We start from the raw sequence: 26776 nt of genomic DNA, 5'->3' as shown, positions 1-26776 counted from the left end.
AAACTACCTGAGTATGCTAAAACTGGGAGCGATCAGGTTATTTTTAAAGCGGTTGTTAAGTTAAGGGACACAGCCTAATTAAAAACTTAATAGTGTTTAAAGGTCTTAAAAAATACCAGGGACCTAATAGCATGTGCTTACATGCTGGGCTGCCTACTGACCGCACGGCCTATGTGCGCTGTGATGTCACTGCCTCTGAATTGCTTTGATAAACTTGCAGCTTGGATTAATTCTTAGTAACCTACAATCTGGAATTATACGCTGAAAAAAGGCTACCATGCAGGTAAACAGCAAATTTGCTTGAAAGCGATTCAGGTTAAGTTTGATGAGTGCAGGATTAGTTGGTCGATAGTATATAAAACTGAATAGAGTAGGTCTGTTTTTCCACAAAGTGACAAATTATGCGACCACATCTTCTTATATCATAATATGAGCAATGGTACTACTATAGTCGTAAAAGGAAACAGGTTATCATTGGAACATCGTAGTTACTGTATTATAGATCACTTTCAGTCAATCTTAATATTTTAGTAAGGGCACACAGTGATAGAAAAAATCATAATCAATAAATATAAAAAACTCGAGGATATTGATTTTTCATTTACCCCAAAGATGAATGTTATCTCCGGAACTAATGGTACATGTAAAACCACTCTTTTACACATAGTAAGCAATGCATTTAAAGCCGCAAAAGTTTCTTCTGATAATTACTCCAATGCATCATGTGTAAAAGTTGTTAAAAATAATAATATTATAATAAACCCAAAGATTGAAAGTTTGGTCAGGGATGCTAAGAATTATAGTGACCCAGCCAAAGGGAAAAAAGGTGAGTTATTTGATGTTCATTACACTAATGGGGAGTCCTTGAGTTTTAGGAAACATAATTCGGAACAAGATGAACGATATGCAATTAAACCATATTACTCAGGAGGGCAGTCATTGCCTTCTTGTAATATTATATATTTAGGGCTTTCAAGACTATTTCCCGTTGGAGAGCTTGAGGATGATTATATAGTTCAAGTGAAATCTGGATTGCCTGATAGCTATATGAATATGCTGTCAACAATTTATGAAAAACTAACACATATTAAAATCGATAACATTAAAATTAGTATGGTTAGTGATTTTAAATTGGGGCCTGAGTTCGTGAGCCCTGTAGAGGGAATTGACTCCAATACTATTTCCTCTGGCGAAGATAATTTATTTATAATTTTGAAGGCATTAGTTTCTTTAGCATATTATTATGATTCATTGATTAGTAAAGGGGATGATATTGTGAGCATCCTTTTGATAGATGAATACGATGCAACATTGCATCCTTCTCTACAGGATAAATTATATGACATAATGAGCGATTTTTCAGAAAAATATAAAATACAAATATTCATAACAACTCACAGCTTGTCTCTTTTAGAGTATGTATTAGAAAAGAAAGATAATTTAATTTATTTGCATAATGATATTAATTCAGTATTTCAAATTAAAGAACCATCTATTGTTGACATTAAAATGCATTTAAGAAACGAAACTCGTTCTGAGATATATAATAAGAAAAAAATCCCAATATTTACAGAAGATGACGAGGCTCGGATTTTTCTGAATGCAATATTTGATTATTATGAACTTCTTAATAAAGATTTCTCTAAGATAAGGCGTTTTTTTCATCTTGTTGAGTGTAAAGTAGGAGCTGATAACTTAGTTTCTATCTTCAGTGATAATTCATTATTAGATACAACCCTTAAGTCAATATGTGTTCTTGATGGAGATAAAAAGTTAGATATTAAACGCTGCACAATAAAATTACCTGGGGGTAAATCACCGGAGGTTATATGCTTCGAACATGCTGAATATTTGTATCAAAGTGACGATAGAGATTTTTGGCGTGATAATACCATCCGAGGGTTAGGTTATACGAAAACTAAGTTCTTAAGTGACATCAGAGAAGATATTTCTTCTATTGAAGAAAAGATTAAGCAAGTTAAAGAGATTACTGGTACAAGTAAAGGGGTTGCCCGCGATTTAAACAAAAAACAATTTGAGAAACATCGAGAATTTTTCGAACTTGTTTTCAGAGATTGGATCTCTGATGAAAACAACGATAAGGAAATATCCAATTTTTACAATGACTTAAAGACAGTTTTTTTTAAGGTTAGCATGGCTAATGGGATCGAAAAGAGGGAGTGGGATTTCGATATGAAAATTGCTAATGATGATTAATATCTATATAATACCTGTGGATTTTTTTAAGGTGTATAGAATGAGTTATAGCCCATTACGTTACCCAGGCGGAAAAACAAAGCTTGCGCCTCATATAAAAAGTATAATCAAACGCAATGGGCTTATTGGCTGCAATTACTATGAGCCTTATGCTGGTGGTGCTGGGGTTGCTCTAGCTCTTCTTCTTGACAACTATGTTTCATCAATCACTATTAATGATGCTGATTTTGCAGTTTATTCTTTTTGGAAATCAATTACTGAACACAACAGTGAATTCCAAAGGAGAATACTTGAAATGCCTGTAAATATGGAGACATGGTTTTTACAAAAAAGTATTATGTCTAACCCTGAAAAACATACTTTGCTTGATGTTGGATTAGCGACATTTTTTCTTAACAGGACTAATCGTTCAGGCATACTGAAAGGTGGCGTTATCGGTGGGAAAAATCAAAATGGAAATTACAAGATTGATGCGCGATTTAACAAATCAAATCTTTTACCAAAAATAAAAACTATCGGTGATGCCAACGATAGAATAAAAGTCACTAATCTTGATGCTTCTGAGCTCCTTATTTCTATTAATAACAGTGAGGCTAAGGCATCTTTTGTTTATCTAGATCCACCTTACTATGTTAAGGGACAAGGACTATATAGGAATTTTTATAACCACAATGATCATTGTGAAATTCGGGATATTCTATCAAAGGTTGACTATGATTGGGTTGTTTCATATGACAACAATGAAGAAATAAAAAGAATTTACTCTGATTATCATATGACTGACCACTCTCTAAATTATAGCGCGCAATGGAAACTTAGAGGTGAGGAAGTCATAATTTACTCTAAGGGTATTGAACTGCCTTAATTAAATCAGTAAGTGGGTTTGAAAGTATTGAAGCATCATAATACATTAATAATACTTGATTTACTAACTTTTATCCTCTATCTCCATTCTTCTAAATAGAAATTGAAGTGGAGTTAATAATGAAGTGTAGTATCTACTTTATCCCTTCTTTGAAAATAGCAATATTCTATTTTTGAGATGTTTCTGAGCTTCACTTGACAAGACTACTATGAATAATACTTGATCAACTGAATGATATTGTTCCTTCTCAAATCCCCCAAAACATAAGATTAATCGCATCCTTAATCTCATCGGCGTAGTCGCCAAGATCCGCAATCACTTCACCAATAACCTCAACCGGAACGCTCGATAGTTCAGTCGTCATCAGTCGATAATCTTCGCCTTCGATGCGGATCTGAGGGAACAGCGTTTTATTCACTTTCTCAGACAGGTGATGTGCTTCGATAAGCGGAATGACCATGCGCCGCTTTGGTGTGTCGACAATATCACTCTGCACATCGACAAATATTTTGTAGTGACTGGCTCTTTTGTATTCATAAACAATGAATTGCATGATCACCAGTTCCTGTTTTCATCTGCAAAGGAGCCATTCTGCGCGATAAATCGGGCGACTTCTTCCATCCCTTCGCGGTTTTCCTTCTTCCACTCCTCAGCCTTGATGCGGCGGGCTTCTTTGCCAATGGCATCATTCACCAGCCCGGAAATGTTGACTCCAGCAGCACTCAGAACCTGATAATTGTCTTTGTCTACGGTAACGCTGACGCGGTGTTTCATGATAGTGATCCTCTTTTATGCACACTGTGAGTATATACTTCGCATGGTTGTTCAGCAATTAACCAAGATTCAAATCCAACCCTCTCAACTCCTCAAACGTATAAACCCGAAATACATGGCGGTGCTTCGTTTCCAGCCGGATGTGCTGATGATTCACGATGACGTGTTTGATGTTATTGAACAGCAGCTCAATAGCGCGTTTCATCTGTGGGTTGGGCACGATATAGAAAACGTACATCCAGTGCCGCTGGGTGCGCGCCAGTAAATGGCTGGTGATAATCGCCTGATAACGGGCCTTGGTTTTCAGATGGCGTTCAGTCTCAACGGCGATGACGGTTCCGCCTGGTAACGTTATCACCCCGGCCGGGCGATGATATACCTGATAGCGGCTGCGGAACGTTGCACAAGTGCCGCTAACCCACCCATAAGCGCCTTTCTTTTCCAGAATGAGCCGGGCGAGCTGGTTATCAAGATGCTGCTCCAGCATCCAGCCGGTGACTTTCGCAGGCTCGAAGCGTGCAGGAAAACCCTCATCATCTGGCGTGATGACAACGGCCAATCCGTCGTTGGTTATCCCCCACAGTGAGATTTTCTCCATCCTTGTGCAGAACGTCTGCTTTTGAATGAATCCCATGTCGATGGCTTTTGCCAGCAACAGGTAAAGCGGCTTGTGGTTTTTATAATCAAAAAGCAGCATCAGCGTTTTAAAGTCGCTGTAGGTTTCTTCTTTCAGAAAATTGAGCAGTATCCGGAGCTTTTTGCAATGACGTTCGCGGCGTTTACGGTAATCAGAAATCAGCATTGCTCCCCCTTTGCCTCTGGTTGCTTTTTTCGTCTTTCTCGCCTCATGACATCGACTCATATTTCTGTGAATGGTATGCGTCCATGCGATGCGCCGACAGCATGAGGCGAATACGGTGACTGCTTCGCAGCCATGCACCGGGAAATACATTTCCCGGCACAGAACGGCGTGCGCCAGTTCATGCGGGCTGGACGCCCTTATTGCCTGTCGCATGGGGGTAATGTCGCGGCTGGACGCCACGCCAAAACCCCCAACGTCAACGGCGGCACACCGTCGCGCGCTACGCGCGACTACCCCCTTTGAGACACCGTTTTTCGCCCACTTTTTCTTTTGCCCGTTCCGGTCAGCGAAAAAATGGGAAAACGCCTTCAAAGTGGGTAGTCGCGCCTCGCTACCGGCTGGTGGCCGGAGACTTAGCCACGACGGTGTGCGGGGCTGAAGCCCCCCAAATAAACCGACGCGTGGGCGCGTCTTTTTGCTCGCTGGGGCGGCAAAATTTATTCGGCCCCCCCCGGCCTGCTCGGTTCCCCTTGGGGGGAACGCTCGCCGGTGGGTTCGGGTGACGCAAATTAGCAATTTCTGCGAAATTGAATTTACTCGCCTCACACCACGGTTGAATGCCCGCGGGGCGCAGGCATTCAACCGCCTAAACCCGTCGCGTCCTGCGTCGTGCCTGGATGGCCTGTTGAGCGCTGTCAGCGTTGCGAAAATAAAACCAGCGGGCATGTCTTCTCCCTACTGAAATCAGCCGGTAGGGAAGGCTATCGGGAAAAGAGGAGGAGGCCTGCAAACAACTCAATATCGCATATCAAGAATTAGGGGGATTCAGTTATGGCAGCAAAAAAGCCCTGACCGTGAGTGACCCACGGCAGAGCTTTAATCAGGCGCGGGTTCAGAGGCTTATCGGGCGGGTCGGTGCGTGTGCGCGTCTGTGCATATCGTTAAGCGCCGGGATGAGTAAGCTGATGGCATTTAGCCCATGCCCCAACTGGCATAAACTTTCCGGCGTGGATTCGCACACGTCATTATCGGCAAAGGTAATCAGCGCATCGCCAATGAAATTCAGGCAATGACACAGCCCGGCGCTGGTTTCGGCGCAATACTCTGCCACCTGCGAGAGTTCGTCATCGTCCATGTTTGAAAAATCCAGACGCGCCAGCGCGGCATTCATGGCGGAATACAGGCTCTCGCAATCCGGCAGTGATTGGTAAGACGGGCCCGTGTTACTATCGGTGTCAGCCATAGCATTAGTCCTCATAATGTTGTGGTCAGAAGCCCGGTGAGTGTTCCTAGCACTACCGGGCTTCGCTCTTTATCGTTGCAAAATACCGTGTAATTGCGGTGTAATTACAACAAGACCATGCTATGGAATTTGTAATTACAATGTCAAGTGAAAAGTCAAAAACAGACCAGTATCAGATTCGACTGTCCCACGAGTTTCGGGCGCAATTGGAAGAACAAGCCCACAAAGATGGCGACAAGACATTGGCTACATGGATAAAGCGTATTCTGCGCAAAGAACTCCAGACCCGAGGCATCGAACCCAAAGGTTAACAGTGATTCGGGCAGTTGATGTCGCAGATCCTAACGTGTAAGAAACGTTTGGCAGAATGCCCGGATGGTTTTAAGACAACGCTCCTGACGGGTTTTCTATCACATAGAAAGCCCGTCAGGAGCCAACAAGCGCAGCGCGTTAGCCAGCCGTATAACTTCGCGCATAAATATACGGCGCGACATATCCTTCACGGTTGATGTCCAGATAGTCCGACCACCACTGCATCATTTCGATTCTGGCTTCCAGATGCTCGGCTTTATGCACGTAAGCAGCCCGCACGCCGTTGCGCTCTTTGTGACTCATCTGCCGCTCAATGGCATCCTTTGACCAGCGTCCGGACTCGTTCAGGGCGCTACAGGCCATGGTTCTGAAACCGTGGCCGCATACCTCAGTTTTTGTGTCGTAGCCAATCACGCGCAGCGCCTTGTTGATGGTGTTTTCACTCATCGGCTTGTTCAGAGTATGTGCGCCCGGAAAAACGAAGACCGATTCGCCGGAAATCGCCTGAATCTGTTTCAGCAAGGCGACCGCCTGCCGTGACAGTGGCACCAGATGTTCATCCTTCATCTTTGCGCCACGCTCTGAGAACCTCACGCCGTTTACCGCTTCACGCTGGGCGGGTACGCTCCAAATATGCGCTTTGAGATTGAATTCATCCCAGCGGGCAAAGCGGAGTTCACTGGAGCGCAGAAAAACGTGCAGACTCAGCTCCAGTGCCAGACGGGTCAGCATCCGGCCCTTGTAGTTCTCAATCTTCCCCAGCAGTTCTGGCAGGCGTTTCAGCGGCAGGGCGGGGTGATGTTGGGTCACGACCGGGGTCACGACGCCGTCCAGATCGTAAGCCGGATTGTATTTGATTACGCCTTGTTGTACGGCGTGGCGCATGATTTTGGTCAGATGCTGGCGCACTCGTCCGGCGACGTCATGCACGCCTTTGTCGTCAATGGCCTTAACCAACTGTGCTAAATGACGGGTTTCGACCTGAGCGATATCCATCGCGCCAATAGTAGGGAAAACGTAGCGTTTCAGGCAGATGAGAATTTTATCGGCGTGCGCGTCTGACCAGAGCTTGAGGCTGCTGGTGTGCCACGCCTGAGCGACATATTGAAAGGTGCGGGATTCCTCAACGACGGGGTTGTTCGTTTTGCGAAGCTGAGAAGGGCTGATGCCGGACGCCAGTAACTTACGTGCTGCATCGCGCTTTTCACGGGCTTCCGCCAGTGTAGTCTGAGGATAGGGGCCAAAAGCCAGACGGGTTTCTTTACCGCCGAGGCGATAGCGGAAATACCATAGCTTAGCGCCGCTGGTGGATACCGTGAGGTACAGGCCTTGCGAGTCGGTGAGCTTATAAGATTTTGCGAGAGGTTTCGCGGATCGGACTTTGCTGTCAGTTAACATATGAGGGTCACTCCCGTTCATCGAACTGAATGACCCGCAATCTGACCCACAAATTCCCCGATGCGAAGGGATTAATCAAAACGCATCGGAAAAGATTTTCACGCCAACTTATTGAATCACAAAAATATAGGGATTGATAAGGAGGCATAAAAAAGGAAAGGTGGTGCCCGGACTCGGAATCGAACCAAGGACACGGGGATTTTCAATCCCCTGCTCTACCGACTGAGCTATCCGGGCAACGGGGCGCATTAAACCGGATTCAGGTGCCTGCGTCAACGTGAATTCACCTGCTTTTTGACGGTTTGACTGCTTTTTCAGCGTTTATGCGTTTTTTGCGTAAATAAGCAACAGCTTATGGCTGAATGTCATGTCTGGCGGTGGATGCCGGGAGTGAAAACATTACGCCAGTGCGCCGTGTTTTCGGCACATGGCAACACGCAGTACGTCTTCCGCCAGTCGTTTCGCTACGGTCACATCGGATAACTGGCGTTTTACCAGTAATTTGCTCAGGCAGCCCTCCAGAATCAGCTCCAACTGTAATGCCACCATATCGGCATCGTCGGTTTCCATCTCTTCCAGCAGCGCTTTGGTGTACTGATACGACGCCTGCTTCTGCTGTTCTGCAATTTGATGAATCGGGTGGAGCGGGTCTGGATACGCGCTGCAGGCGGCAATGAACAGGCATCCCGGAAAGCGATGCTGGCTGACGGCATCCTGTAGCCGTTGGTAACGCGCCAGCAGCTTTTGCTCCGGGCTGAGGTGTTCGTCCAGTTGGAGCTGCTTGCGCCAGATACTCACCTGCTGACTGTGATAACGCAGGCTGTCGTACAGCAGCGCATCGCGGTCAGGCCAAAAGGGCTGGAGTTCGGCAGGAGAAACGCCCAATTGTTCGGCCAGCATCGCCAGCGTGGTGTCGGCGAATCCGCGACGCTCCAACAGCGCCAGCGCCTGTTCCAGTACCTCTTCCCGTTGCATCATGCTTCTCCTGCTCATTAGCCATCACTACTCAGTGTGGTTTATCCCCGTTATCTTGCAAGTCTCCCGCCGCCAGCCTTTGCCTGACTACGGTTTCAGCGTTTGCAAATGTGCGGCAAACGCGGCGGCATCCATAAAGCCGGTAACGCGCGATCCTGGAATCTCCCGTCCGCTGGCGTCGAAAAACAGAATAGTCGGTAATCCCAGCACGTTCAGGTGTTGCAGCAGCGCGCGTTGGGTTTCGTTGTTGGCGGTAACGTCGGCCTGCAACCGTTGCATAGCGGATAACGACTGCTGTACGGTTGCATCACGGAAGGTGTATTTTTCAAACTCTTTGCAGGCTACGCACCAGTCGGCGTACAGGTCCAGCATGGTGATGCGGTTGTCGCTGCGACCCAGCGCCGTAGTCAGTTCGTCCAGCGTATTGGCCGATGTAAAGTGCAATTGGCCGGCGCTGGCGGGTTGCGGCTGCGCTGGCGCGAATAGCCAATCTTGCAAGGGGCGTGCCGCCAGCAGCGCGCCCAGAAACAGCAGAATCTGTACGGCTCTCATACCGCCGGCATGACTGCGCAGGCTGAGGGTAAACGCCCAGCCGAAAAACGCCACGCCAAGTAACGCCCACATGCGCCATTCCCAGACCTCGCCCAGCACTCGTCCCAACAGGAATACCGGTAGTGCCAGAATCACAAACCCGAAACCTTCCTTGACGTGGTTCATCCAAGGGCCGCGTTTGGGTAACAACCGGTTACCGAACAGGGTAATCGCCATCAGCGGCAGCCCCATACCGAGCGCATACAAATACAGCGAGCCGCCGCCGGCCAGCAGGTTACCGCTCTGCGCGATGTACAACAGCAGCGCGCTGAGCGGTGCGGTGGTGCAGGGCGAGCAAATCAGCCCTGCCAGCGCCCCCATCGCGAATACTCCGGTAGCGGAGCCGCTTTGCTGACGGTTACTCCACAATGTCAGACGCGTTTGCAGCGATGACGGCAGTTGCAGGCTGTAGACGCCGAACATCGACAACGCCAGCGCCGCAAACATGACCGATAGCCCGATCAGCACATAAGGATGCTGCAATGCTGCCTGAAAGCGCAGCCCTGCCGCCGCGACTACCAGGCCAAGCAAGGTGTAGGTCAATGCCATTCCCTGTACGTACACCAGCGTCAGCAGCAGCGTACGCCCGGTGGGCAAGCGTTGCTGGCGGCCGAGAATCAGCCCGGAGATCAGCGGGTACATCGGCAGCACGCAGGGGGTAAAAGCAACGCCAATGCCGATCAGCAGAGCCCAGAACGGCGAAAACGGTAATTGCGGGGTATGGGTGCGGTCCGGCTGCGGTGTGATGACGGCCGGCGCCGCAGGTGTGCCAGAGCTAATCGCACTGAGCGGCACCGAGCGGGTTTCCGGCGGATAGCAGAAGCCAGCGTCGGCACAGCCCTGATAGGTGATGCTGAGCGATGCGCCGGGCGGTACGTCTCGTAGGGGGATAGTGAGCGTCAGCGACTGGCGATAAATAGCCACTTCGCCGAAAAACTCGTCACGGTGTGATTCGCCCGGCGGCAGCGTTACACCCGGTGGTGCGATAAGTGCGCTATCGAGCTTGATTTGCTGTCGATACAGGTAGTAACCGGGGTGAATTTGCCAGTCCACGGTTAATTGATCGCCACGCTGCTGAAAATCAAACGCGAAGGCTTGATCGACCGGCAGAAACTGAGACTGGGCGCTGCGCCCGAAAGGGTTTTGCGCTGTAACCAAAGTACTGAAAAACAGGCTGAGGCACAGAGCCGTCAGCGTAAGGATGCGTTGAGCCATGAGAGATAATCGCTGTCGCCACCCTCGACCGGCAGCACCAGCAGTTCTGGTGTCTGGTAAGGATGCTGTTGTTTCAGGTGAGTCAGCAGTGCGGACTGGTGTTCCCTGTCGCTTTTAAGCAGCAGTTGAATCTCCGTCTGCTGTTCCAGTTTACCTTCCCAGTGATACAGGGAAGTCGCGCCCGGCAGTAAGGTGACGCAGGCCGCCAGTCGCGCATCCAGCGCAGATTGGGCCAGTTGTCGGGCACAGTTTTCATCAGGCGCGGTGCACAGTATCACCACCGCGTTACTGGGTAATGCCTTGTTATTTAACGGTATATCATTGTTAAACGACGAGTTGTCATGAGAATCTGACATCGTGACCTCGATAACGGTAGACACACTATACCGTGCGAGGTAGGGAAGCGTAAGGTCGGATCGACGCCGGAGCGCCGATCCGAAAAAACTTTACGATCCCGATGGGGATTACAGCACCATGTGACCAATCACAAAGCCGAAAACAACCGACAACGAAATCGCCACCACGCCGGGGACCAAAAACGCATGGTTGAATACATATTTGCCGATGCGCGTTGAGCCGGTGTCATCCATTTCTACCGCCGCCAACAGCGTGGGGTAGGTAGGCAGGACAAACAGCGCCGACACCGCGGCAAACGAGGCGATGGCCGTCACCGGGCTGACGCCCAGTAATAGTGCCGCAGGCATCAGCGCCTTGGCGGTGGCGGCTTGTGAATACAGCAGCGTTGCCGCGAAGAACAACACCACCGCCAGCATCCACGGATGGCTTTGCAGCAGCGTACCGGCTGTGCTCTGAATATCGCCAATGTGTGCTTTGACGAAGGTGTCGCCCAGCCAGGCAACGCCCATTACGCACACACAGGCGCTCATGCCGGACTTGAAGGTACTGGCGCTGAGGATCTGTGCGGTATCGACGCGGCAGGTAAGGCAAATCAGCGTTGCGATAGTCAGCATGAACACCACGATCGCTTCGTTACGCGGCAGCACCGGATTATGAATCAACCCGACGGTGTCGCTGATGGCGGTGGCGTACAGCACCACGGCGATAATGCCGACAAGAAATAGCCCAACCGAGCGTTTGGCGCCGGGTTTCAGTTCCAGTTGGCCGTGGCCGCGTAACGAGACTTCGCCTTTACGCAGGCGTTCCTGATAAACCTCGTCGTCTTTCAATTCCTTGCCGAGGAAATTGGTCAGTATGGCGGTCAGCAGAATGGCGATCAGCGTACTGGGAATACAGATGCCGAGCAGGGCCAGATAACTGACGCCTTTCGGTTCGAGTATGCCGGCGACGAAGACCACCGCCGCTGAGATAGGCGAGGCCGTAATCGCGATTTGTGAGGCGACAACCGCTATCGAGAGCGGACGAGAAGGGCGAATGCCTTGTTCCTTCGCGACTTCGGCGATAACCGGCAGGGTGGAAAAGGCGGTGTGGCCCGTCCCTGCCAGCAGCGTCATGAAATAGGTCACCAGCGGAGCAAGAAAGGTGACGTAACGCGGCTGACGACGTAACAGTTTTTCAGCCAGACTGACCAGATAATCCATGCCGCCGGCTATCTGCATCGCGGCGATGGCGGCGATAACCGCCATGATGATTTCAATCACATCGAACGGAATCACACCCGGTTTAATGTTAAACCCCAGCGTCAGAACCAGTACGCCGAGCCCGCCGGCGAAACCGATGCCGATACCGCCGAGCCTGGCGCCCAGATAAATAGCGAGGAGTACGATAAATAGTTCCAGAATAACCATGTTGATGTTCCTTCTGATTTTGTTGCCCGTGACATTGCAAAACGTCTTTCCATATCTTTTTCTTATAATTATGGCTAAAGGTCGGCCTTTTGCGGCGCGGAAAAAAAGAGTGGAAAAAAAAGTGGATAGAACAAAGGCACGCAGCCCTAACGGACTGACGTGCCTTACGGAGAAGACAGTGCGGAATTAGGACGCGTCTTGGTCTTCAGTGTAGCGTTTGGCCTTGTAAGCCGGGTGCATCAGGTTCTGCACCGAGAAGATGTCGTCCAGTTCGGCTTCGGTCAGCAGACCGCGCTCCAACACCACTTCACGCACGCTCTTGCCGGTTTCGGCGCAGATCTTGCCGACGATGTCGCCGTTGTGGTGGCCGATGAACGGGTTCAGATAGGTGACGATACCGATAGAGTTGAACACGTAGGATTCACAGACTTCTTTGTTGGCTGTGATGCCTTCAACGCATTTCTCCAGCAGGTTGTAGCAGGCGTTGGTCAGAATCTGGGTCGATTCGAACATAGCCTGGCCGATGACCGGCTCCATCACGTTCAACTGCAACTGACCGGCTTCGGCCGCCATGGTAACGCACGTGTCGTTGCCGATGACTTTGAAGCACACCTGATTGACCACTTCCGGCACCACCGGGTTGACCTTGGCCGGCATGATGGATGAACCGGCCTGCAGTTCCGGCAGGTTGATTTCGTTTAGCCCGGCACGCGGTCCGGAGGAGAGCAGACGCAGGTCATTACAGATTTTGGACAGTTTGACCGCCAGGCGTTTCAACGCACTGTGCACCATGACGTAGGCACCGCAGTCGGAGGTCGCTTCGATCAGGTCTTCCGCCGGTACGCACGCCAGTTTGCTGACTTCCGCCAGTTTCTGTACCGCCAACTGCTGGTAACCTTCCGGCGTATTCAGTCGGGTGCCGATAGCGGTCGCGCCCAGGTTCACTTCCAGCAGCAGTTCTGCGGTGCGCAGCAGGTTCCTGTTCTCTTCTTTCAGCAATACGTTGAAAGCATGGAACTCCTGGCCCAGCGTCATCGGTACGGCATCCTGTAGTTGGGTGCGGCCCATCTTCAGGATGTTTTCGAATGCTTTCGCTTTTTTCTCAAAGCCATCGGCCAAGACGGTCACCGCGTCGACCAGTTTCAGGATGCTGATATACACCGCGATGCGAAAACCGGTGGGGTAGGCATCGTTGGTGGACTGGCATTTATTGACGTGGTCATTGGGGTTCAGGTACTGGTATTCCCCTTTTTGATGGCCCATCAGTTCCAGACCGATATTGGCCAGTACTTCGTTGGTATTCATGTTGACGGATGTACCGGCTCCGCCCTGGAATACGTCGACAGGGAATTGGTCCAGGCATTTGCCGTTAACCAGCACTTCGTCGCAGGCTTTGATGATGGTGTCGGCAATCTTGCGCGGTATGGTCTGAAGTTCACGGTTCGCCATGGCGGCGGCTTTTTTCACCATGACCATGCCGCGTACAAATTCCGGCACATCGCTGATTTTCTGGTTGCTGATATAGAAGTTTTCTATAGCACGCAACGTATGCACACCGTAGTACGCATCAGCAGGAACTTCTCTGGTACCTAACAGATCTTCTTCAATACGAATGTTATCTGACATGAGAGCCTTCTCTTATACTTCTATCGATTAGAATTTATAGGATGTATCGTCTTACCGTGGAAGACAGCAGCAGAATGTTTAACCACCATGCTTGCTGTTGCTATTATGATATTCTGTTGATTAGCCGAAATTCCGTTGCCCTGATCACAGATGGGCAGTCATCTCTCTTTCGGAGCACGAACTGTGATAAGAGTCATGACGTTGCGCGGAAATAAACAGATACCTCGCCGTCATGGTTGAAAAAGGGTGTTTGCACTACCATCTCCTCTATTATCGACCGCCAATAAAGGGTAAATGGCGCGTTAAAGTATAAGGTACTGTACCATGTCAACTGGTCGTATCTTCATACCTGATTGTGATGACCACGTAAGGTAAATCTGATGGTTGCGTGGTGTTGTAAACCCTTCTATCAATGCGTTGGATATTAACCACAGGAGCTTTGGGTGCGCTGGTTACCGCTTTTGCTGATTTTTTTGTTCGTTTACATCGAAGTCTCTATTTTCGTCCGCGTAGCCGAGGTGCTGGGTGTGGCGGTCACGCTACTGTTGGTGGTGATGACGTCCTGTATTGGGATCTCCATGGTGCGTAACCAGGGGATGAAAAATATTATGCTGATGCAGCAGCGTTTGCAGGCGGGGGAAAGTCCGGCTGCCGAGCTGGTCAAGAGCGTGTCGTTGATCCTGGCTGGCTTTTTGTTGGTGGTGCCGGGCTTTTTCACCGATTTCCTGGGGCTATTGTTGCTGCTGCCGCCGGTGCAAAAACACCTGACGCTTAAGCTGATGCCGTATTTACAAATCTGGCGCGGCCGCCCGGGGCCGGGGAATCATGGCGGCCAAGGCAATGTGTTTGAAGGCGAGTTTCAGCGTAAGGACGAGCACGGCCAACTGGACAAACCCGATAACCGCCGCGACGACAACACCTCCGACGACTCCTCGCATCGCTGATCCGACCTTGCGGGGGCGTCAGCGTACGTCGTGCGGGGTTGCGCAGAAAAATTTAACTTAATGCAAAAAAAATTTTTTTCCTCCCTTGAAGCGTCGTGAAACGTCCCCACTTAGTTCACCACAAGGCCGGGTGTCAGAGTACAACCGGTGTTTAACCTAAGCTGATATGGACTTTCTCAAAGGAGAGCTATCAATGAAAATTCGTCCATTGCATGACCGCGTAATCGTCAAGCGCAAAGAAGTTGAATCAAAATCTGCTGGCGGCATCGTTCTGACCGGTTCTGCAGCGGGTAAATCCACCCGTGGTGAAGTCCTGGCCGTCGGCCATGGCCGTATCCTGGAAAACGGTGAAGTGAAACCGCTGGACGTGAAAGTAGGCGATATCGTCATTTTCAATGATGGCTATGGCGTGAAGACTGAGAAGATCGACAACGAAGAGGTGTTGATCATGTCTGAAAGCGACATTCTGGCGATTGTTGAAGCCTAATCTTACGTAATCATCTGAACGAAACGAATTCAAGGGAAACTACCAATGGCAGCTAAAGACGTAAAATTCGGTAATGACGCTCGGGTAAAAATGTTGCGTGGCGTTAATGTGCTGGCTGATGCAGTAAAAGTTACGCTGGGCCCGAAAGGCCGTAACGTAGTACTGGACAAATCCTTCGGCTCGCCGACCATCACTAAAGACGGCGTGTCCGTTGCACGTGAAATCGAACTGGAAGACAAGTTCGAGAACATGGGCGCCCAGATGGTGAAAGAAGTTGCCTCCAAAGCCAACGACGCGGCTGGCGACGGCACCACCACTGCAACTGTACTGGCTCAGGCTATCGTTAACGAAGGTCTGAAGGCCGTTGCGGCAGGCATGAACCCGATGGATCTGAAGCGCGGCATCGACAAAGCGGTTGTCGCTGCTGTAGAAGAACTGAAAAAACTGTCCGTTCCTTGCGCTGATACCAAAGCTATCGCTCAGGTAGGCACCATTTCCGCCAACTCCGACGAAACCGTAGGTAAACTGATCGCCGAAGCCATGGAAAAAGTGGGTAAAGAAGGCGTGATCACGGTGGAAGAAGGCTCTGGTCTGCAAGACGAGCTGGACGTCGTGGAAGGTATGCAGTTCGACCGCGGCTACCTGTCTCCGTACTTCATCAACAAGCCGGAAACCGGTTCCGTTGAGCTGGAAAGCCCGTTCATCCTGCTGGCTGACAAAAAAATCTCCAACATCCGCGAAATGCTGCCGGTGCTGGAAGCCGTTGCTAAAGCCGGCAAACCGCTGCTGATCATCGCTGAAGACGTAGAAGGCGAAGCACTGGCGACGCTGGTGGTCAACACCATGCGCGGTATCGTGAAAGTGGCTGCGGTGAAAGCGCCGGGCTTCGGTGACCGTCGTAAAGCTATGCTGCAGGACATCGCTACCCTGACTTCCGGTACTGTGATTTCCGAGGAAATCGGTCTGGAGCTGGAAAAAGCGACGCTGGAAGATCTGGGCCAGGCTAAACGTGTGGTTATCAACAAAGACACCACCACCATCATCGATGGCGTGGGCGATGAAGCCACTATTCAGGGTCGTGTTACCCAGATTCGTCAGCAGATCGAAGAAGCGACTTCCGACTACGATCGTGAAAAACTGCAGGAGCGCGTAGCTAAACTGGCTGGCGGTGTTGCGGTTATCAAAGTAGGTGCTGCGACCGAAGTCGAAATGAAAGAGAAGAAAGCCCGCGTTGAAGATGCGCTGCACGCGACCCGCGCTGCCGTTGAAGAAGGCGTGGTTGCCGGTGGCGGCGTGGCGCTAATCCGCGTTGCTACTGCTATCAATGGCCTGAAAGGCGATAACGAAGAGCAGAACGTCGGTATCAAAGTTGCTCAGCGTGCGATGGAAGCACCGCTGCGCCAGATCGTTTCCAACGCCGGTGAAGAGCCGTCTGTGGTTGCCAACAACGTGAAAGCGGGTGAAGGCAACTACGGTTACAACGCTGCAACCGAACAGTATGGCAACATGATCGACATGGGTATTCTGGATCCGACCAAGGTAACCCGTTCTGCGCTGCAGTACGCGGCTTCCGTAGCGGGCCTGATGATCACCACCGAATGTATGGTGACCGAGCTGCCGAAAGGCGACGCGCCTGATTTAGGTGCTGCCGGCGGCATGGGCGGCATGGGTGGTATGGGCGGCATGATGTAATCAGCCGCGCTGTTGCAGTGGTCGTTTCGCTGCAGTATCCGTCGCACAAAAACTACCCGGCTTCGGCCGGGTAGTTTTTTTTCATCCGGCAGGCCGTAATAATAATGACAGGCCGCAGGCGTAACCTGCGGGAAGCGGAGGTGCCGGGGTATGCGAGAGACGCATTTTATCTGCCATGGTTCGGCTGATTTGCAACAGGGTGTGAGCCTGGCCGATAGGTTGTGTGTAAATCGCTCGAATCGTTAACGCGCGGTTCGTAACCTGTTATCAGTGTGCGATCCTTCGCTACAATGAGCATCTGCGCTACAATATGCGCGTTTTATTTATTAAACACCGGGTGGTATGGGATAGATGTCTGATGAGGCGTTGGTTAGCCTGCGCTCGGTTGAGTGGTGCGCGCCTGAAGATTTACCTGCGTCGGCGATGGACTGGCTGGTTTATGGTGATTCTATGACGCGCCGTCTGGAGCTGCATTGTATGCGATTGACGGTGCAGGTCAGGCAGGAGCAGTTTGTATCGTCACTGGATATGGTCGGCGAGTCGACGTTGCTGCCGCTGAGTGAGCGTTATTGGCTACGTGAAGTTACGCTGCTGGGGGATGACAAGCCCTGGTTATTTGGCCGTACGGTGATACCCGAGCAGACGCTGGAAGAGGCGGATATCGACTTGACGCAGATTGGCAACACGCCGTTGGGTCGCTACTTGTTCCTGCAAGGTCCGCCGCCGCGCGATATTATTCAAACCGGCCGATGCGGTGCGCTGTGGGTCAGGCGTGCGCGTTTGCTTTTGTCGGGCAATCCGTTGTTGATCACCGAGCTATTTTTACCGGATGCCCCCATTTATTTCCCCGACGCCCATCAGGGCTGAGTGCAGAAGGAGAATCAGGCGTTGGAAAGATTGTTAACGTCGGGACGCTGGGGCGCGTATTTTCGTCTGATGCGTATCGACAATCCGATAGGCAGCTTGTTGCTGTTATGGCCAACGCTGTGGGCGTTGTGGTTGGCTGGGGGAGGCGCGCCGGCACTGTGGACGCTGCTGGTGTTTGTTGCCGGGGTATTCCTGATGCGAGCGGCAGGATGCGTCATTAACGACTATGCAGACCGCCATTTCGATGGACATGTTAAACGCACCGCTGCGCGTCCGTTACCTGCCGGGTTAGTCAGCGAGCAATCAGCCAAGGTACTGTTTGTGGTCCTGGTGCTGTTGGCGTTCGGTTTGGTGCTGACCATGAACCGATTGACCATTTGGCTGTCCGTCGCTGCGCTGGCGCTGGCGTGGATTTATCCGTTCATGAAGCGTGTTAGCCATTTGCCGCAACTGGTTCTTGGGGCGGCGTTTGGTTGGTCGATCCCGATGGCTTATGCTGCCGTGAGTGAATCATTGCCGACAACCTGTTGGCTCATGTTTTTCGCCTATATCTGCTGGACCATCGCCTATGACACCGAATATGCCATGGTGGATCGCGATGATGATTTGAAGATCGGCATAAAGTCGACCGCTATCCTGTTTGGCCGTTATGACACGCTGATTATCGGCGTATTACAACTGATGACGCTGGTGTCGATGTTGACGTTGGGTCGGATGATGGGATTAGGCCAGGTCTTTTACTGGTCGGTGCTGGCAGCGGCGGGCTTGTTCGCGTATCAGCAGAAACTGATTGCCGGACGTGAGCGCGATAACTGTTTCCGGGCATTTAAAAATAACAACTATGTCGGCATGGTGCTGTTTTTCGGCATCCTGTTCGGCTTGTAGCGGTATGGCCCTGCGGGTTTCCGCAGGGCTCCTCGATAACGTCTTACTCAGCGTCTTCCTGTGTCGGCGCATTTACCGCAGGTTCACTGTCGCTGCTTTCCTGCGCCAGGCTGGCGCTTTCAATGGTGAGTTTCACTTCCGGGCTAAGCAGCTCGCCCAACATGGCATAGATCGCCTGGACGTGCTCCAGTACCGCCTCGCCGGTGTCGCTGACGTACCCTTCGCTACGTAAGGTATTAACCAGCGTTGAGAACACGGCTTTATCGAAAAACTCCGGCGCGTTGATGCCATGCAGAACAGACAGACGCTGCGCCATGCTGCGGCTCTCTTTCTCCAGCGCACCGCGACTGATCGTCGGATTGGCATTCAGCAAGGCCAGCGTAATGGCATAGCGCTGCAATGTTTCACGAACGCCGGCGGCCAGCAGCTGCAACGTACGAATACGCGCGGGGTTCAGTTCCAGCCCGTTATCCTTGCTCAGAATGAGCTGCTGACGAGCCAGCTCGGCCACCAATTCATCCAGCACGTTAGCCAGTTCGGCTTTCTCGTAATGCAGGAACAATTCCGCCTGCAGTAACGGATAAATCAGTGTTATCTGGCGCAACAGTTCCGCCGTAGTGATACGTCGACAATGCATCACGATGCTGGCAACCAGCGATGGCAGAACCAGCATGTGGTGGATATTGTTGCGGTAGTACGTCATCAGTACCGCCTGCTCGCGCGGCAGAATGATAATGTCGCCGACGTTGTCCTTTTCCACCTCGAATTTATTCATGCTCAGCGCGTGTTCCAGCAGTGCCGACGCGGTTTGATTAGGCACGGTGATATCAGGGCTGTAAGGAACGTTACGCAGCAGTTGCAGATAACACTCCAGCTGTTCTTCCATTTGCTCGCGTGTCAACGCACGCTGGCGGGAGGCGAGCAGCGCCGTACAGCATAGATTCATCGCATTGGCGGCTGCCGCGTTATTGATGCGCACCATGATGCTGTCGGCGATATTCTGCACGGTAGGCGTTAGCCAGGCGGGGCGTTGTGGATCGATGGGATCGATGGCGTCTCGCCACTGTGGTACGTGGTTGTTGAGGTACGAGGTCAACGACAGCGGCTCGCCGATGTTGACGTACCCCTGACCAAGATTGCGCAGTTTACGTAACCCACGCACCATTTGCAGGAAACCTTCTTTTTCCTTGGTGGCGCCGCGCAGCTCTTTCGCATAGGTGCCGACTTCCATCACATGTTCATAACCGATGTAAATCGGTACTAACGTAATGGGACGGGGACCGCCGCGCAACATCGCCTGAATCGTCATCGCCAGCGTGCCGGTTTTGGGTTCCAGCAAACGGCCGGTACGGGAACGGCCGCCTTCGACAAAGTATTCTACCGAATAACCGCGGGTAAACAACTCGCCCAGATATTCGCGGAACAGGGTGGAATAGAGTTTATTGCCTTTGAACGTGCGTCGGATGAAAAAGGCGCCGAGGCGGCGGAAAATCGGGCCGGCCGGCCAGAAGTTAAGGTTAATGCCGGCAGCGATATGCGGCGGCACCAAACCTTGATGGTACAGCACGTATGAGAGCAGCAAATAGTCCATATGGCTGCGGTGGCAGGGAACGTAGACGATCTCATGCCCGTCCTGCGCCAACTGGCGTACCCGTTCGGCATTATGCACGTTGATGCCCTGATACAGGCGGTTCCAGGTCCAACTCAGGACGCGATCGGATAACCTGACGGCTTCATAGGAGAAGTCTGCGGCAATCTCTTCCAGCAGGGCGATGGCATTTTGCTGAGCCTTATCATGAGAGATCTTCTTAACCCGCGCTTCGTCATCGATCGCTTTAGCGATGGCCCGTGAAGACAACAGCTTATTGAAAAGCTCATGACGAACCGGCAAACGCGGGCCGATGGTCGCCAGCCGCAAACGGGAGAAGTGCATCCGCGCTACGCGCGCCAGTTTGTGCGCGATGGTTTTATCGGTGCCGTGCTCCGTCGCCATATAACGCAGCGAGACAGGCACCGAGAAACGTACGAAGCTATCGCGGCCCAGCCATAACACGGCAAAAAATTTCTCAATACCGTTTAGCAGACGCAGGTGCGGCGTCTCCTGACTTTGTCCTTCTCGGCCGGGAGAGCGGCCAAACATGACGGAGACCGGCACCATCTGTATGTCGAGTTCCGGATTATTGCGATGCAGATCCAAATAATCGTGGAACAGTTTTATCGACTGCTGCTTGGGCACATAGTAACGGAATAAACGCGGGCCATCATTGATAAAAACGTGGCTCGGCAAGGTTTTTCCGTCGATGTGCAGCGGTTGCAACGGATCGGGCAGACCAAACTCCAGACATTTTGTGCGCAGAGTCAGCAGGTCCGCCTTGGAGTTGTAAGGCAATACATAGAAAATCGGCCGCGTCGGATCCAGGCGTTGTTCATTAACGGGATCCTGTGGGATAACCTTACTTTTTACCAGTAATTTTAGTGGGAAATTCAGTAGTTTATAGTAAATTCTACGCCAACCTGACATAACAACCAGAAGCCTCTTGTTAGCAATGCGCGCCAAGGATACCAGAAACCCGACAGGATATCTGTGGTGATGAAACCATGGCTGCGCGTTAAAATCGTGGCCAATCAAAAATTAAAAGGCGGAGTAAGCATGAACAAAACAACCGGAATAACCCGCATTATCAAAGCAGCGGGTTATTCGCTGCAAGGATTGAAGCAAGCATGGCGGCATGAGGCGGCATTTCGCCAGGAATCATTGCTCACGGTTGTCGCCGTTATTATTGCCTGCTGGCTTCCGGTTTCAATGGTGGAACGGTTGCTGTTAATCGGTTCTGTGGTGCTGATCGTGCTGTTTGAACTGGTGAATAGCGCCATCGAAGCGGTGGTGGATCGCGTCGGTATGGACTACCACGAGCTGTCGGGCCGGGCAAAAGATATTGGCTCGGCGGCAGTATTCGTCGCCTGCCTGTTGGCGGCGACGGTGTGGGGGGGAATACTGTGGAGTCATTTTGCGTGATGTTTTGCAGAATCGTAGAAAAATCCTCGCAATAGCCATATCACGGTTCCCATCGGCACTTTCCCTGTATATACTCACAGCGAAACTGTATAAACAAACAGGGGGCGGAATGAAAGCGCTAACAACCAGACAACAGCAGGTTTATGATCTGATTCGCGATCATATTGCACAAACCGGTATGCCGCCCACCCGGGCTGAAATTGCCAGTCAGCTTGGCTTTCGCTCGCCGAACGCCGCTGAAGAACATCTCAAGGCGCTGGCCCGTAAAGGCGTGATTGAAATTGTCACGGGTGCTTCCCGTGGTATCCGTCTATTGATGGAAGAAGAAGACCAAGGGCTGCCGCTAATCGGTCGCGTTGCTGCCGGCGAGCCGTTGTTGGCGCAGCAACATATTGAATGTCACTATCAGGTTGACCCGGCGATGTTCAAGCCGAGTGCGGATTTTCTGTTGCGGGTTAGCGGAATGTCGATGAAAGACATCGGTATTCTGGACGGCGATCTGCTGGCGGTGCATAAGACGCAGGATGTTCGTAACGGCCAGGTGGTGGTGGCGCGTATAGAAGATGAAGTAACGGTTAAACGGCTGAAGAAACAGGGTAATGTGGTACAACTGCTGGCGGAAAATAAAGATTTTGCGCCGATAGTGGTCGATTTACGCGAACAGAGTTTCTCCATCGAAGGGTTGGCGGTTGGCGTAATCCGCAACAGCGACTGGAGCTGACGCTTTGTTCCCGCCCTTGGTTGTCGCTGCTGCACATCGTCTACACCGGTGTTCACTCTGTCTGGATGGGCACCTTAGTCCTCCCGGTTTTATCAGCAACTGAGCTGATGATACCGAAAGGGTATTGATACAACGGAAGACGATGTGTCCAGAAGCGGAGGTATTCAGGGAGATAATGCATTCAGGATGAATAGTGTGAAGCAACGCTTCACACTCAGCGTTTTTTATATGTGTTCCGTTTTTCTTCGGTTCAGCGCTTTTTCACAATGATGCTGTGATCGTGATTACAACTATCTCGATGTTCGCAGGATTCCACTTTTTGGCATTCGCCGCATAAGCCGTGAGCTTCCACCACACTGTGGCGCAGGGCAAAGCCCGCTTGTTTGGCCAGTTGATGCAGTGTTTCCTCCACACCTTCCGTCTGACGTTCCGTTACCTGTCCACAGCGATCGCAGATAAATAACGCCGACGTATGACTGTGCTCTTCAAAATGGTGGCACAGTACATAACTGTTGGTGGATTCCACCTTGTGGATAAAGCCTTGTTCCAGCAGAAAATCCAATGCGCGATATACCGTAGGAGGCTTGGCCTGAGGCTCGGAAACGCGGAGCAGGTCCAGCAGGTCATACGCGCTGATCGCACCGGGTTGCTGGGCCATCAAACGCAACACTTCCTGACGTTGGGGTGTCAGACGCACATTGCGTTGTTGGCAAAGCTGTTCAGCCTGGGCAACAAGTTTGTCCGGATTGGTTGAATCCATTGCAGTAACCCTGAAGCGAGTGTGAAATTATGTCGGCATATTATCATGACTGGATAAAAACGCCGAGATAGCTGCCTCAAGGTTGCGCTGGCGCCCTGTCTCGCCATAAAACCCAAGTACTATCGGGTAGTTTTCTGACGCGTGGTCACCTTGCTGCATTCAGGCGGGTTTTACCGCGCGCTAAACCACCAGGTCGATCAGCAATACCCGTGTGGCGGTTTCCGCCTGGACAATAAGGCTGTTTTCCTGCTGAACGAAAGCGCCATCGCCGCAGTGCAATACATTCGGTATCGCCGCGGTATTCCCATTAATACGCAGCGAACCGTAAATCGATTGCAGGTAAGCACGGTTGCCATTCAGTGTCAGGTTCTGTTGTTCGCCTGCTGCCAGATTCAAATGATGGATCCAGACCTGTTGACGCAGGTGGAGGGTATTGGCCGATTCATCCGGCGATGCCAGTAACTGATAAGGGCGCTCGTCTTCCAGCCTCAGCCGTTGCGTGCACTGGTTTTCCCGCGTAGGGCAGGCGTCCAGCCACAATTGTAGCCGGGTTAGTGGCGTATCATCGCTGATATTGTGTTCGCTGTAGCTGATATTGGGTTGAGTGGCAAGCAGAAGCGCCTCACCGGCTTTGGCACGGGTATGATTGCCGTTGCTGTCGCGGTATTCAGCGTGACCTTGCAGCACCACGTTCAGAATATCGACGCGGGGATAGGTCCGCGGCTGAAAAGAGGCACCTGGCGCCAGGACTTCCTGATTGAGGACCCGCAGCGAAGCAAAACCCAGGAGATCAGGATCAAAGTAATGACCGAAAGAAAACGTATAACGTGCCTGCAACCAGCCATAGTCAGCCTGGCCGCATTGTTCTGCTGCTCTGCTAATGATCATGGTATTCGACCCTGATAATTATTGATAAAGCGATAGTAATTGTCTGGACGATGGATTGTTAGCCAGTTAATCTGGTCGGTACGTTCAAAAATCCTGAATGAGTGAAAAAATGGCAAAAGAACGGGCATTAACCCTGGAAGCTTTAAGAGTCATGGACGCTATCGATCGCCGGGGTAGTTTTGCCGCTGCGGCTGATGAACTGGGACGAGTGCCTTCCGCTCTGAGTTATACCATGCAGAAACTGGAGGATGAGCTGGATGTCGTGCTGTTTGATCGTTCCGGCCATCGCACCAAATTCACCAATGTTGGGCGAATGCTGCTTGAGCGTGGGCGCATTCTGCTGGAAGCCGCCGACAAGTTGACTACGGATGCCGAAGCGCTGGCGCGAGGATGGGAAACCCACCTGACCATCGTGGTGGAAGCGTTGGTGCCCATGGAGCCGTTGTTCGCCCTGATAGATAAACTGTCGCTGAAAGCCAATACCCAGGTGTCATTATTGACTGAGGTGCTGGCAGGCGCATGGGAGCGGCTTGAACAAGGTCGTGCGGATATCGTTATCTCGCCGGATATGCACTTTCGCGCCTCTTCGGAAATCAATACCCGCAAATTATATTCCATGAAGAATGTGTACGTAGCCAGCCCGGATCACCCTATTCATAATGAACCTGAACCGTTATCAGAGGTCACGCGTGTGAAATATCGCGGCATCGCGGTTGCGGATACCGCCCGCGAACGCCCCGTCATCACGGTGCAGTTACTGGATAAACAGCCTCGTTTGACCGTAAGTTCAATGGATGACAAGCGGCGGGCGTTACTGGCTGGTTTAGGGGTGGCGACTATACCGTACGAGCGTGTGGCTCAGGATATCGCCGAAGGGCGCTTGCGGGTCGTTAGCCCGGAAAATAGCATCGAAGCCCAAATCATCATGGCATGGCGACGCGACAGCATGGGCGAAGCCAAGGCGTGGTTTTTGCGCGAGATACCACGCATATTCAACTCGCTTTGAAGCGGCATGTCGACGCCGCATAACAACGCCTCGGTTGGCTGAAATCAATCGACGGCGTTGTTCGGTGTGCAACCCGCTTGCTGTGATTCATACCCGCTTACGGGTAACGCTTATCCCGCCCGTGTGGTGCGTTCAGATCCATGTCGGGCCCGACGGAGATGATGCCGTGGGGATTGATGGTGCCGTGACTACGGTAGTAGTGGTGGCGGATATGACCCAGATCCACCGTGTCGGATACGCCCGGTAACTGGTAAATTTCACGCAGATAACCATACAGATTCGGATAATCGCTTATCCGGCGTTTGTCGCATTTGAAATGGGTATGGTAGACCGGATCAAAACGGATCAACGTCGTCCACAAACGGATATCGGCTTCGGTGAGGCGATCGCCAGCCAGATAGCGCCGTCTATCGAGGATCGTTTCCAGCCTGTCCAGAGCGGTAAACACCAGCCCGACGGATTCGTCATAAGCCTGCTGGGTCGTGGCGAAACCGGCTTTATAGACGCCATTGTTGACCTGGTGGTAAATCCACTCGTTGAGTTCGTCAATCTGTTCCCGCAGCGCTTGCGGGTAGTAATCGCCGGGCGTGGCACCGCAATCGTCGAAGGCGCTGTTAAACATACGGATGATATCCGCCGATTCATTACTGACAATCGTATGCTGCTGAGTGTCCCAGAGTACCGGAACGGTCACGCGCCCGCTGTAATCCGCTTTAGCGTGCAGATACAACTGATACAGAAATTCGTGCTGATAGAGCGTGTCGCCGGTGGCGTGAGGGAAATCAGTGGAGAATGTCCAGCCGTGGTCCAGCATCAGTGGGTGAACGACCGAAATATCAATGTGTTGCTCCAGCCCTTTGAGTTTACGCAGTAATAAAGTGCGATGAGCCCAAGGGCAAGCCAACGATACATACAGGTGGTAACGGCCGGCTTCTGCTTTGAAGCCGCCATGACCAGTGGGGCCGGCTTCACCATCGGCGGTGATCCAACTGCGGAAGTATGTCTGCGGTCGCTTGAAATGTCCGCCGGATGACTGGGTTTCATACCAGGTGTCATGCCATACGCCGTCAACCAACAATCCCATAGTCAGCTCCTCCCGCAATGATAACGATGGCGGTCAACAGCATACCGCTGACCGCCATGAGATAATCAGATTGTGTTACTGAACCAATTATTCAGACTGTTATTACCATTTTTTGTTCAGCAGACGATCGATACTGAACGCGCCTGGGCCGGTAACGAACAGCAGTACATAACCACCGGCGATAGACAGGTTTTTCATGAACATCAGCGAGTTGGCGCCCTGAGAAAAATCAGAGTGGAAGAGGAATGCGGTCAACAGGGTAAAAATCGCGGTGATGATCGCAGTCGTACGAGTCAGGAAGCCGAAAAGAACAGCCAGACCACCGCCCAGTTCCAACAGAATGGTTAACGGCAGCAGTGCGCCCGGAACGCCCATTGCTTGCATATATTGCTGGGTTGCGGCGTAGGAAGCGCCGAGTTTGCCATAACCGGCAACGATAAACAGGATTGGCAGCAGGATACGAGCAACCATCAGCAGAGCGTTCTCAAAATTTTTCATCAATATCTCCAGTAGTGTGTTTGCGGCCGGAGCAAGAATTGATAAGGGCGCATCCGGCGGTGGCTTGTCTAAACGTTTGTGTAACCGATGGAGAAATACTAGGGGCGGATGCGTGCAGAAACCAGCGAGTAAAATTGTTGTTTT

26 protein-coding genes and 1 tRNA gene are annotated in these 26776 nt (G+C 51.4%); 11 read left to right on the top strand and 16 right to left on the bottom strand.

Annotated elements, in window-relative coordinates; genetic code table 11:
- Positions 1-543: 543 nt before the first annotated feature.
- Entirely contained in the window at positions 544-2217 is a 1674-nt protein-coding gene (locus tag FDP13_RS13585; protein ID WP_143839638.1) for an ATP-dependent endonuclease, read from the top strand.
- A 40-nt stretch (positions 2218-2257) separates the two neighbouring features.
- Positions 2258-3082, top strand: a complete 825-nt coding sequence (locus FDP13_RS13580) for a DNA adenine methylase (protein WP_143839637.1) — start codon at positions 2258-2260, stop codon at positions 3080-3082.
- A gap of 247 nt (positions 3083-3329) precedes the next feature.
- On the opposite strand, the gene ccdB is transcribed toward FDP13_RS13580, so the two are convergent.
- From ccdB to FDP13_RS13555, 4 genes are all read right to left on the bottom strand, one after another.
- The gene (ccdB, locus tag FDP13_RS13575; RefSeq protein WP_143839636.1) at positions 3330-3635 is read right to left on the bottom strand and encodes a type II toxin-antitoxin system toxin CcdB; all 306 of its coding nucleotides are present in this window, start codon (positions 3633-3635) and stop codon (positions 3330-3332) included.
- A 2-nt stretch (positions 3636-3637) separates the two neighbouring features.
- Entirely contained in the window at positions 3638-3856 is a 219-nt protein-coding gene (ccdA, locus tag FDP13_RS13570) for a type II toxin-antitoxin system antitoxin CcdA (protein WP_015855076.1), read from the bottom strand.
- Between the two features lie 58 nt (positions 3857-3914).
- Positions 3915-4658, bottom strand: coding sequence for a MobC family replication-relaxation protein (gene mobC, locus FDP13_RS13565; RefSeq protein ID WP_143839646.1), 744 nt, complete (start codon positions 4656-4658; stop codon positions 3915-3917).
- An 892-nt stretch (positions 4659-5550) separates the two neighbouring features.
- Positions 5551-5901 (bottom strand): hypothetical protein, encoded by a 351-nt coding sequence (locus FDP13_RS13555; protein ID WP_015855074.1) that lies wholly within the window; start codon positions 5899-5901, stop codon positions 5551-5553.
- Positions 5902-6023: 122 nt separating this feature from the next.
- Between FDP13_RS13555 and FDP13_RS13550 the strand changes: the two genes are divergently transcribed.
- Positions 6024-6212: a hypothetical protein gene (locus tag FDP13_RS13550; RefSeq protein ID WP_033111580.1), complete on the top strand. Its 189-nt coding sequence runs from the start codon at positions 6024-6026 to the stop codon at positions 6210-6212.
- Positions 6213-6351: 139 nt separating this feature from the next.
- Here the strand turns inward: FDP13_RS13550 and FDP13_RS13545 are convergent, their stop codons facing one another.
- The 7 genes from FDP13_RS13545 to aspA all read right to left on the bottom strand — a co-directional run bounded on the left by FDP13_RS13545 (position 6352) and on the right by aspA (position 13784).
- Entirely contained in the window at positions 6352-7611 is a 1260-nt protein-coding gene (locus tag FDP13_RS13545; protein ID WP_143839635.1) for an integrase arm-type DNA-binding domain-containing protein, read from the bottom strand.
- A 161-nt stretch (positions 7612-7772) separates the two neighbouring features.
- Positions 7773-7848: transfer RNA gene (locus FDP13_RS13540), tRNA-Phe, on the bottom strand.
- A 162-nt stretch (positions 7849-8010) separates the two neighbouring features.
- Positions 8011-8586: a transcriptional regulator gene (locus FDP13_RS13535; protein ID WP_143839645.1), complete on the bottom strand. Its 576-nt coding sequence runs from the start codon at positions 8584-8586 to the stop codon at positions 8011-8013.
- A gap of 87 nt (positions 8587-8673) precedes the next feature.
- Entirely contained in the window at positions 8674-10392 is a 1719-nt protein-coding gene (locus tag FDP13_RS13530) for a protein-disulfide reductase DsbD (protein WP_143839634.1), read from the bottom strand.
- Positions 10368-10748 carry a divalent cation tolerance protein CutA gene (gene cutA / locus FDP13_RS13525; protein ID WP_015847861.1) on the bottom strand — a complete coding sequence of 127 codons (381 nt, stop codon included), beginning with the start codon at positions 10746-10748 and terminating at the stop codon, positions 10368-10370. Before cutA ends, FDP13_RS13530 begins: the two co-directional genes overlap by 25 nt.
- A 108-nt stretch (positions 10749-10856) precedes the next feature.
- On the bottom strand, positions 10857-12158 hold the full coding sequence (locus FDP13_RS13520; RefSeq protein WP_015847860.1) for an anaerobic C4-dicarboxylate transporter: 1302 nt from the start codon (positions 12156-12158) through the stop codon (positions 10857-10859).
- 186 nt (positions 12159-12344) lie between these two features.
- Positions 12345-13784, bottom strand: coding sequence for an aspartate ammonia-lyase (gene aspA / locus FDP13_RS13515; RefSeq protein ID WP_015847859.1), 1440 nt, complete (start codon positions 13782-13784; stop codon positions 12345-12347).
- 443 nt (positions 13785-14227) lie between these two features.
- On the opposite strand from aspA, the gene FDP13_RS13510 reads away from it, so the two are divergent.
- From FDP13_RS13510 to ubiA, 5 genes are all read left to right on the top strand, one after another.
- The gene (locus tag FDP13_RS13510) at positions 14228-14728 is read left to right on the top strand and encodes an FxsA family protein (RefSeq protein ID WP_143839633.1); all 501 of its coding nucleotides are present in this window, start codon (positions 14228-14230) and stop codon (positions 14726-14728) included.
- A 193-nt stretch (positions 14729-14921) separates the two neighbouring features.
- Positions 14922-15215, top strand: a complete 294-nt coding sequence (locus tag FDP13_RS13505; protein WP_013316258.1) for a co-chaperone GroES — start codon at positions 14922-14924, stop codon at positions 15213-15215.
- Between the two features lie 45 nt (positions 15216-15260).
- Positions 15261-16907, top strand: coding sequence for a chaperonin GroEL (gene groL / locus FDP13_RS13500; protein ID WP_015847857.1), 1647 nt, complete (start codon positions 15261-15263; stop codon positions 16905-16907).
- Between the two features lie 351 nt (positions 16908-17258).
- The gene (ubiC, locus tag FDP13_RS13495; RefSeq protein WP_027713160.1) at positions 17259-17774 is read left to right on the top strand and encodes a chorismate lyase; all 516 of its coding nucleotides are present in this window, start codon (positions 17259-17261) and stop codon (positions 17772-17774) included.
- 21 nt (positions 17775-17795) lie between these two features.
- A complete protein-coding gene (gene ubiA, locus FDP13_RS13490) occupies positions 17796-18659 on the top strand; it encodes a 4-hydroxybenzoate octaprenyltransferase (RefSeq protein WP_027713159.1) in 864 nt (287 codons plus the stop codon).
- Between the two features lie 43 nt (positions 18660-18702).
- Here ubiA and plsB read toward each other — a convergent pair whose 3' ends face one another.
- Complete coding sequence (gene plsB / locus FDP13_RS13485) at positions 18703-21180, bottom strand: glycerol-3-phosphate 1-O-acyltransferase PlsB (protein WP_033575802.1); 2478 nt, start codon at positions 21178-21180, stop codon at positions 18703-18705.
- Positions 21181-21309: 129 nt separating this feature from the next.
- Between plsB and FDP13_RS13480 the strand changes: the two genes are divergently transcribed.
- Positions 21310-21675: a diacylglycerol kinase gene (locus FDP13_RS13480; RefSeq protein ID WP_015847853.1), complete on the top strand. Its 366-nt coding sequence runs from the start codon at positions 21310-21312 to the stop codon at positions 21673-21675.
- Positions 21676-21784: 109 nt separating this feature from the next.
- Positions 21785-22396 carry a transcriptional repressor LexA gene (gene lexA / locus FDP13_RS13475; protein ID WP_015847852.1) on the top strand — a complete coding sequence of 204 codons (612 nt, stop codon included), beginning with the start codon at positions 21785-21787 and terminating at the stop codon, positions 22394-22396.
- 250 nt (positions 22397-22646) lie between these two features.
- Here lexA and zur read toward each other — a convergent pair whose 3' ends face one another.
- Together zur and FDP13_RS13465 are read right to left on the bottom strand one after the other, a co-directional pair.
- Complete coding sequence (zur, locus tag FDP13_RS13470) at positions 22647-23156, bottom strand: zinc uptake transcriptional repressor Zur (RefSeq protein WP_015847851.1); 510 nt, start codon at positions 23154-23156, stop codon at positions 22647-22649.
- 180 nt (positions 23157-23336) lie between these two features.
- Positions 23337-24044, bottom strand: coding sequence for a pirin family protein (locus tag FDP13_RS13465; RefSeq protein WP_027713154.1), 708 nt, complete (start codon positions 24042-24044; stop codon positions 23337-23339).
- Between the two features lie 109 nt (positions 24045-24153).
- Between FDP13_RS13465 and FDP13_RS13460 the strand changes: the two genes are divergently transcribed.
- Complete coding sequence (locus FDP13_RS13460) at positions 24154-25050, top strand: LysR family transcriptional regulator (protein WP_015847849.1); 897 nt, start codon at positions 24154-24156, stop codon at positions 25048-25050.
- A gap of 97 nt (positions 25051-25147) precedes the next feature.
- Here FDP13_RS13460 and FDP13_RS13455 read toward each other — a convergent pair whose 3' ends face one another.
- Together FDP13_RS13455 and FDP13_RS13450 are read right to left on the bottom strand one after the other, a co-directional pair.
- Positions 25148-26134, bottom strand: coding sequence for a glutathione S-transferase family protein (locus FDP13_RS13455; RefSeq protein ID WP_015847848.1), 987 nt, complete (start codon positions 26132-26134; stop codon positions 25148-25150).
- Positions 26135-26236: 102 nt separating this feature from the next.
- Entirely contained in the window at positions 26237-26632 is a 396-nt protein-coding gene (locus FDP13_RS13450) for a DoxX family protein (protein ID WP_015847847.1), read from the bottom strand.
- Between the last annotated feature and the right edge of the window lie 144 nt (positions 26633-26776).

Source organism: Dickeya sp. ws52, from assembly GCF_007210685.1.
Lineage (GTDB): Bacteria > Pseudomonadota > Gammaproteobacteria > Enterobacterales > Enterobacteriaceae > Dickeya > Dickeya chrysanthemi.
The sequence above is the reverse complement of the archived record's forward strand: the minus strand, read 5'-3'. Positions and strand labels throughout refer to the sequence as shown.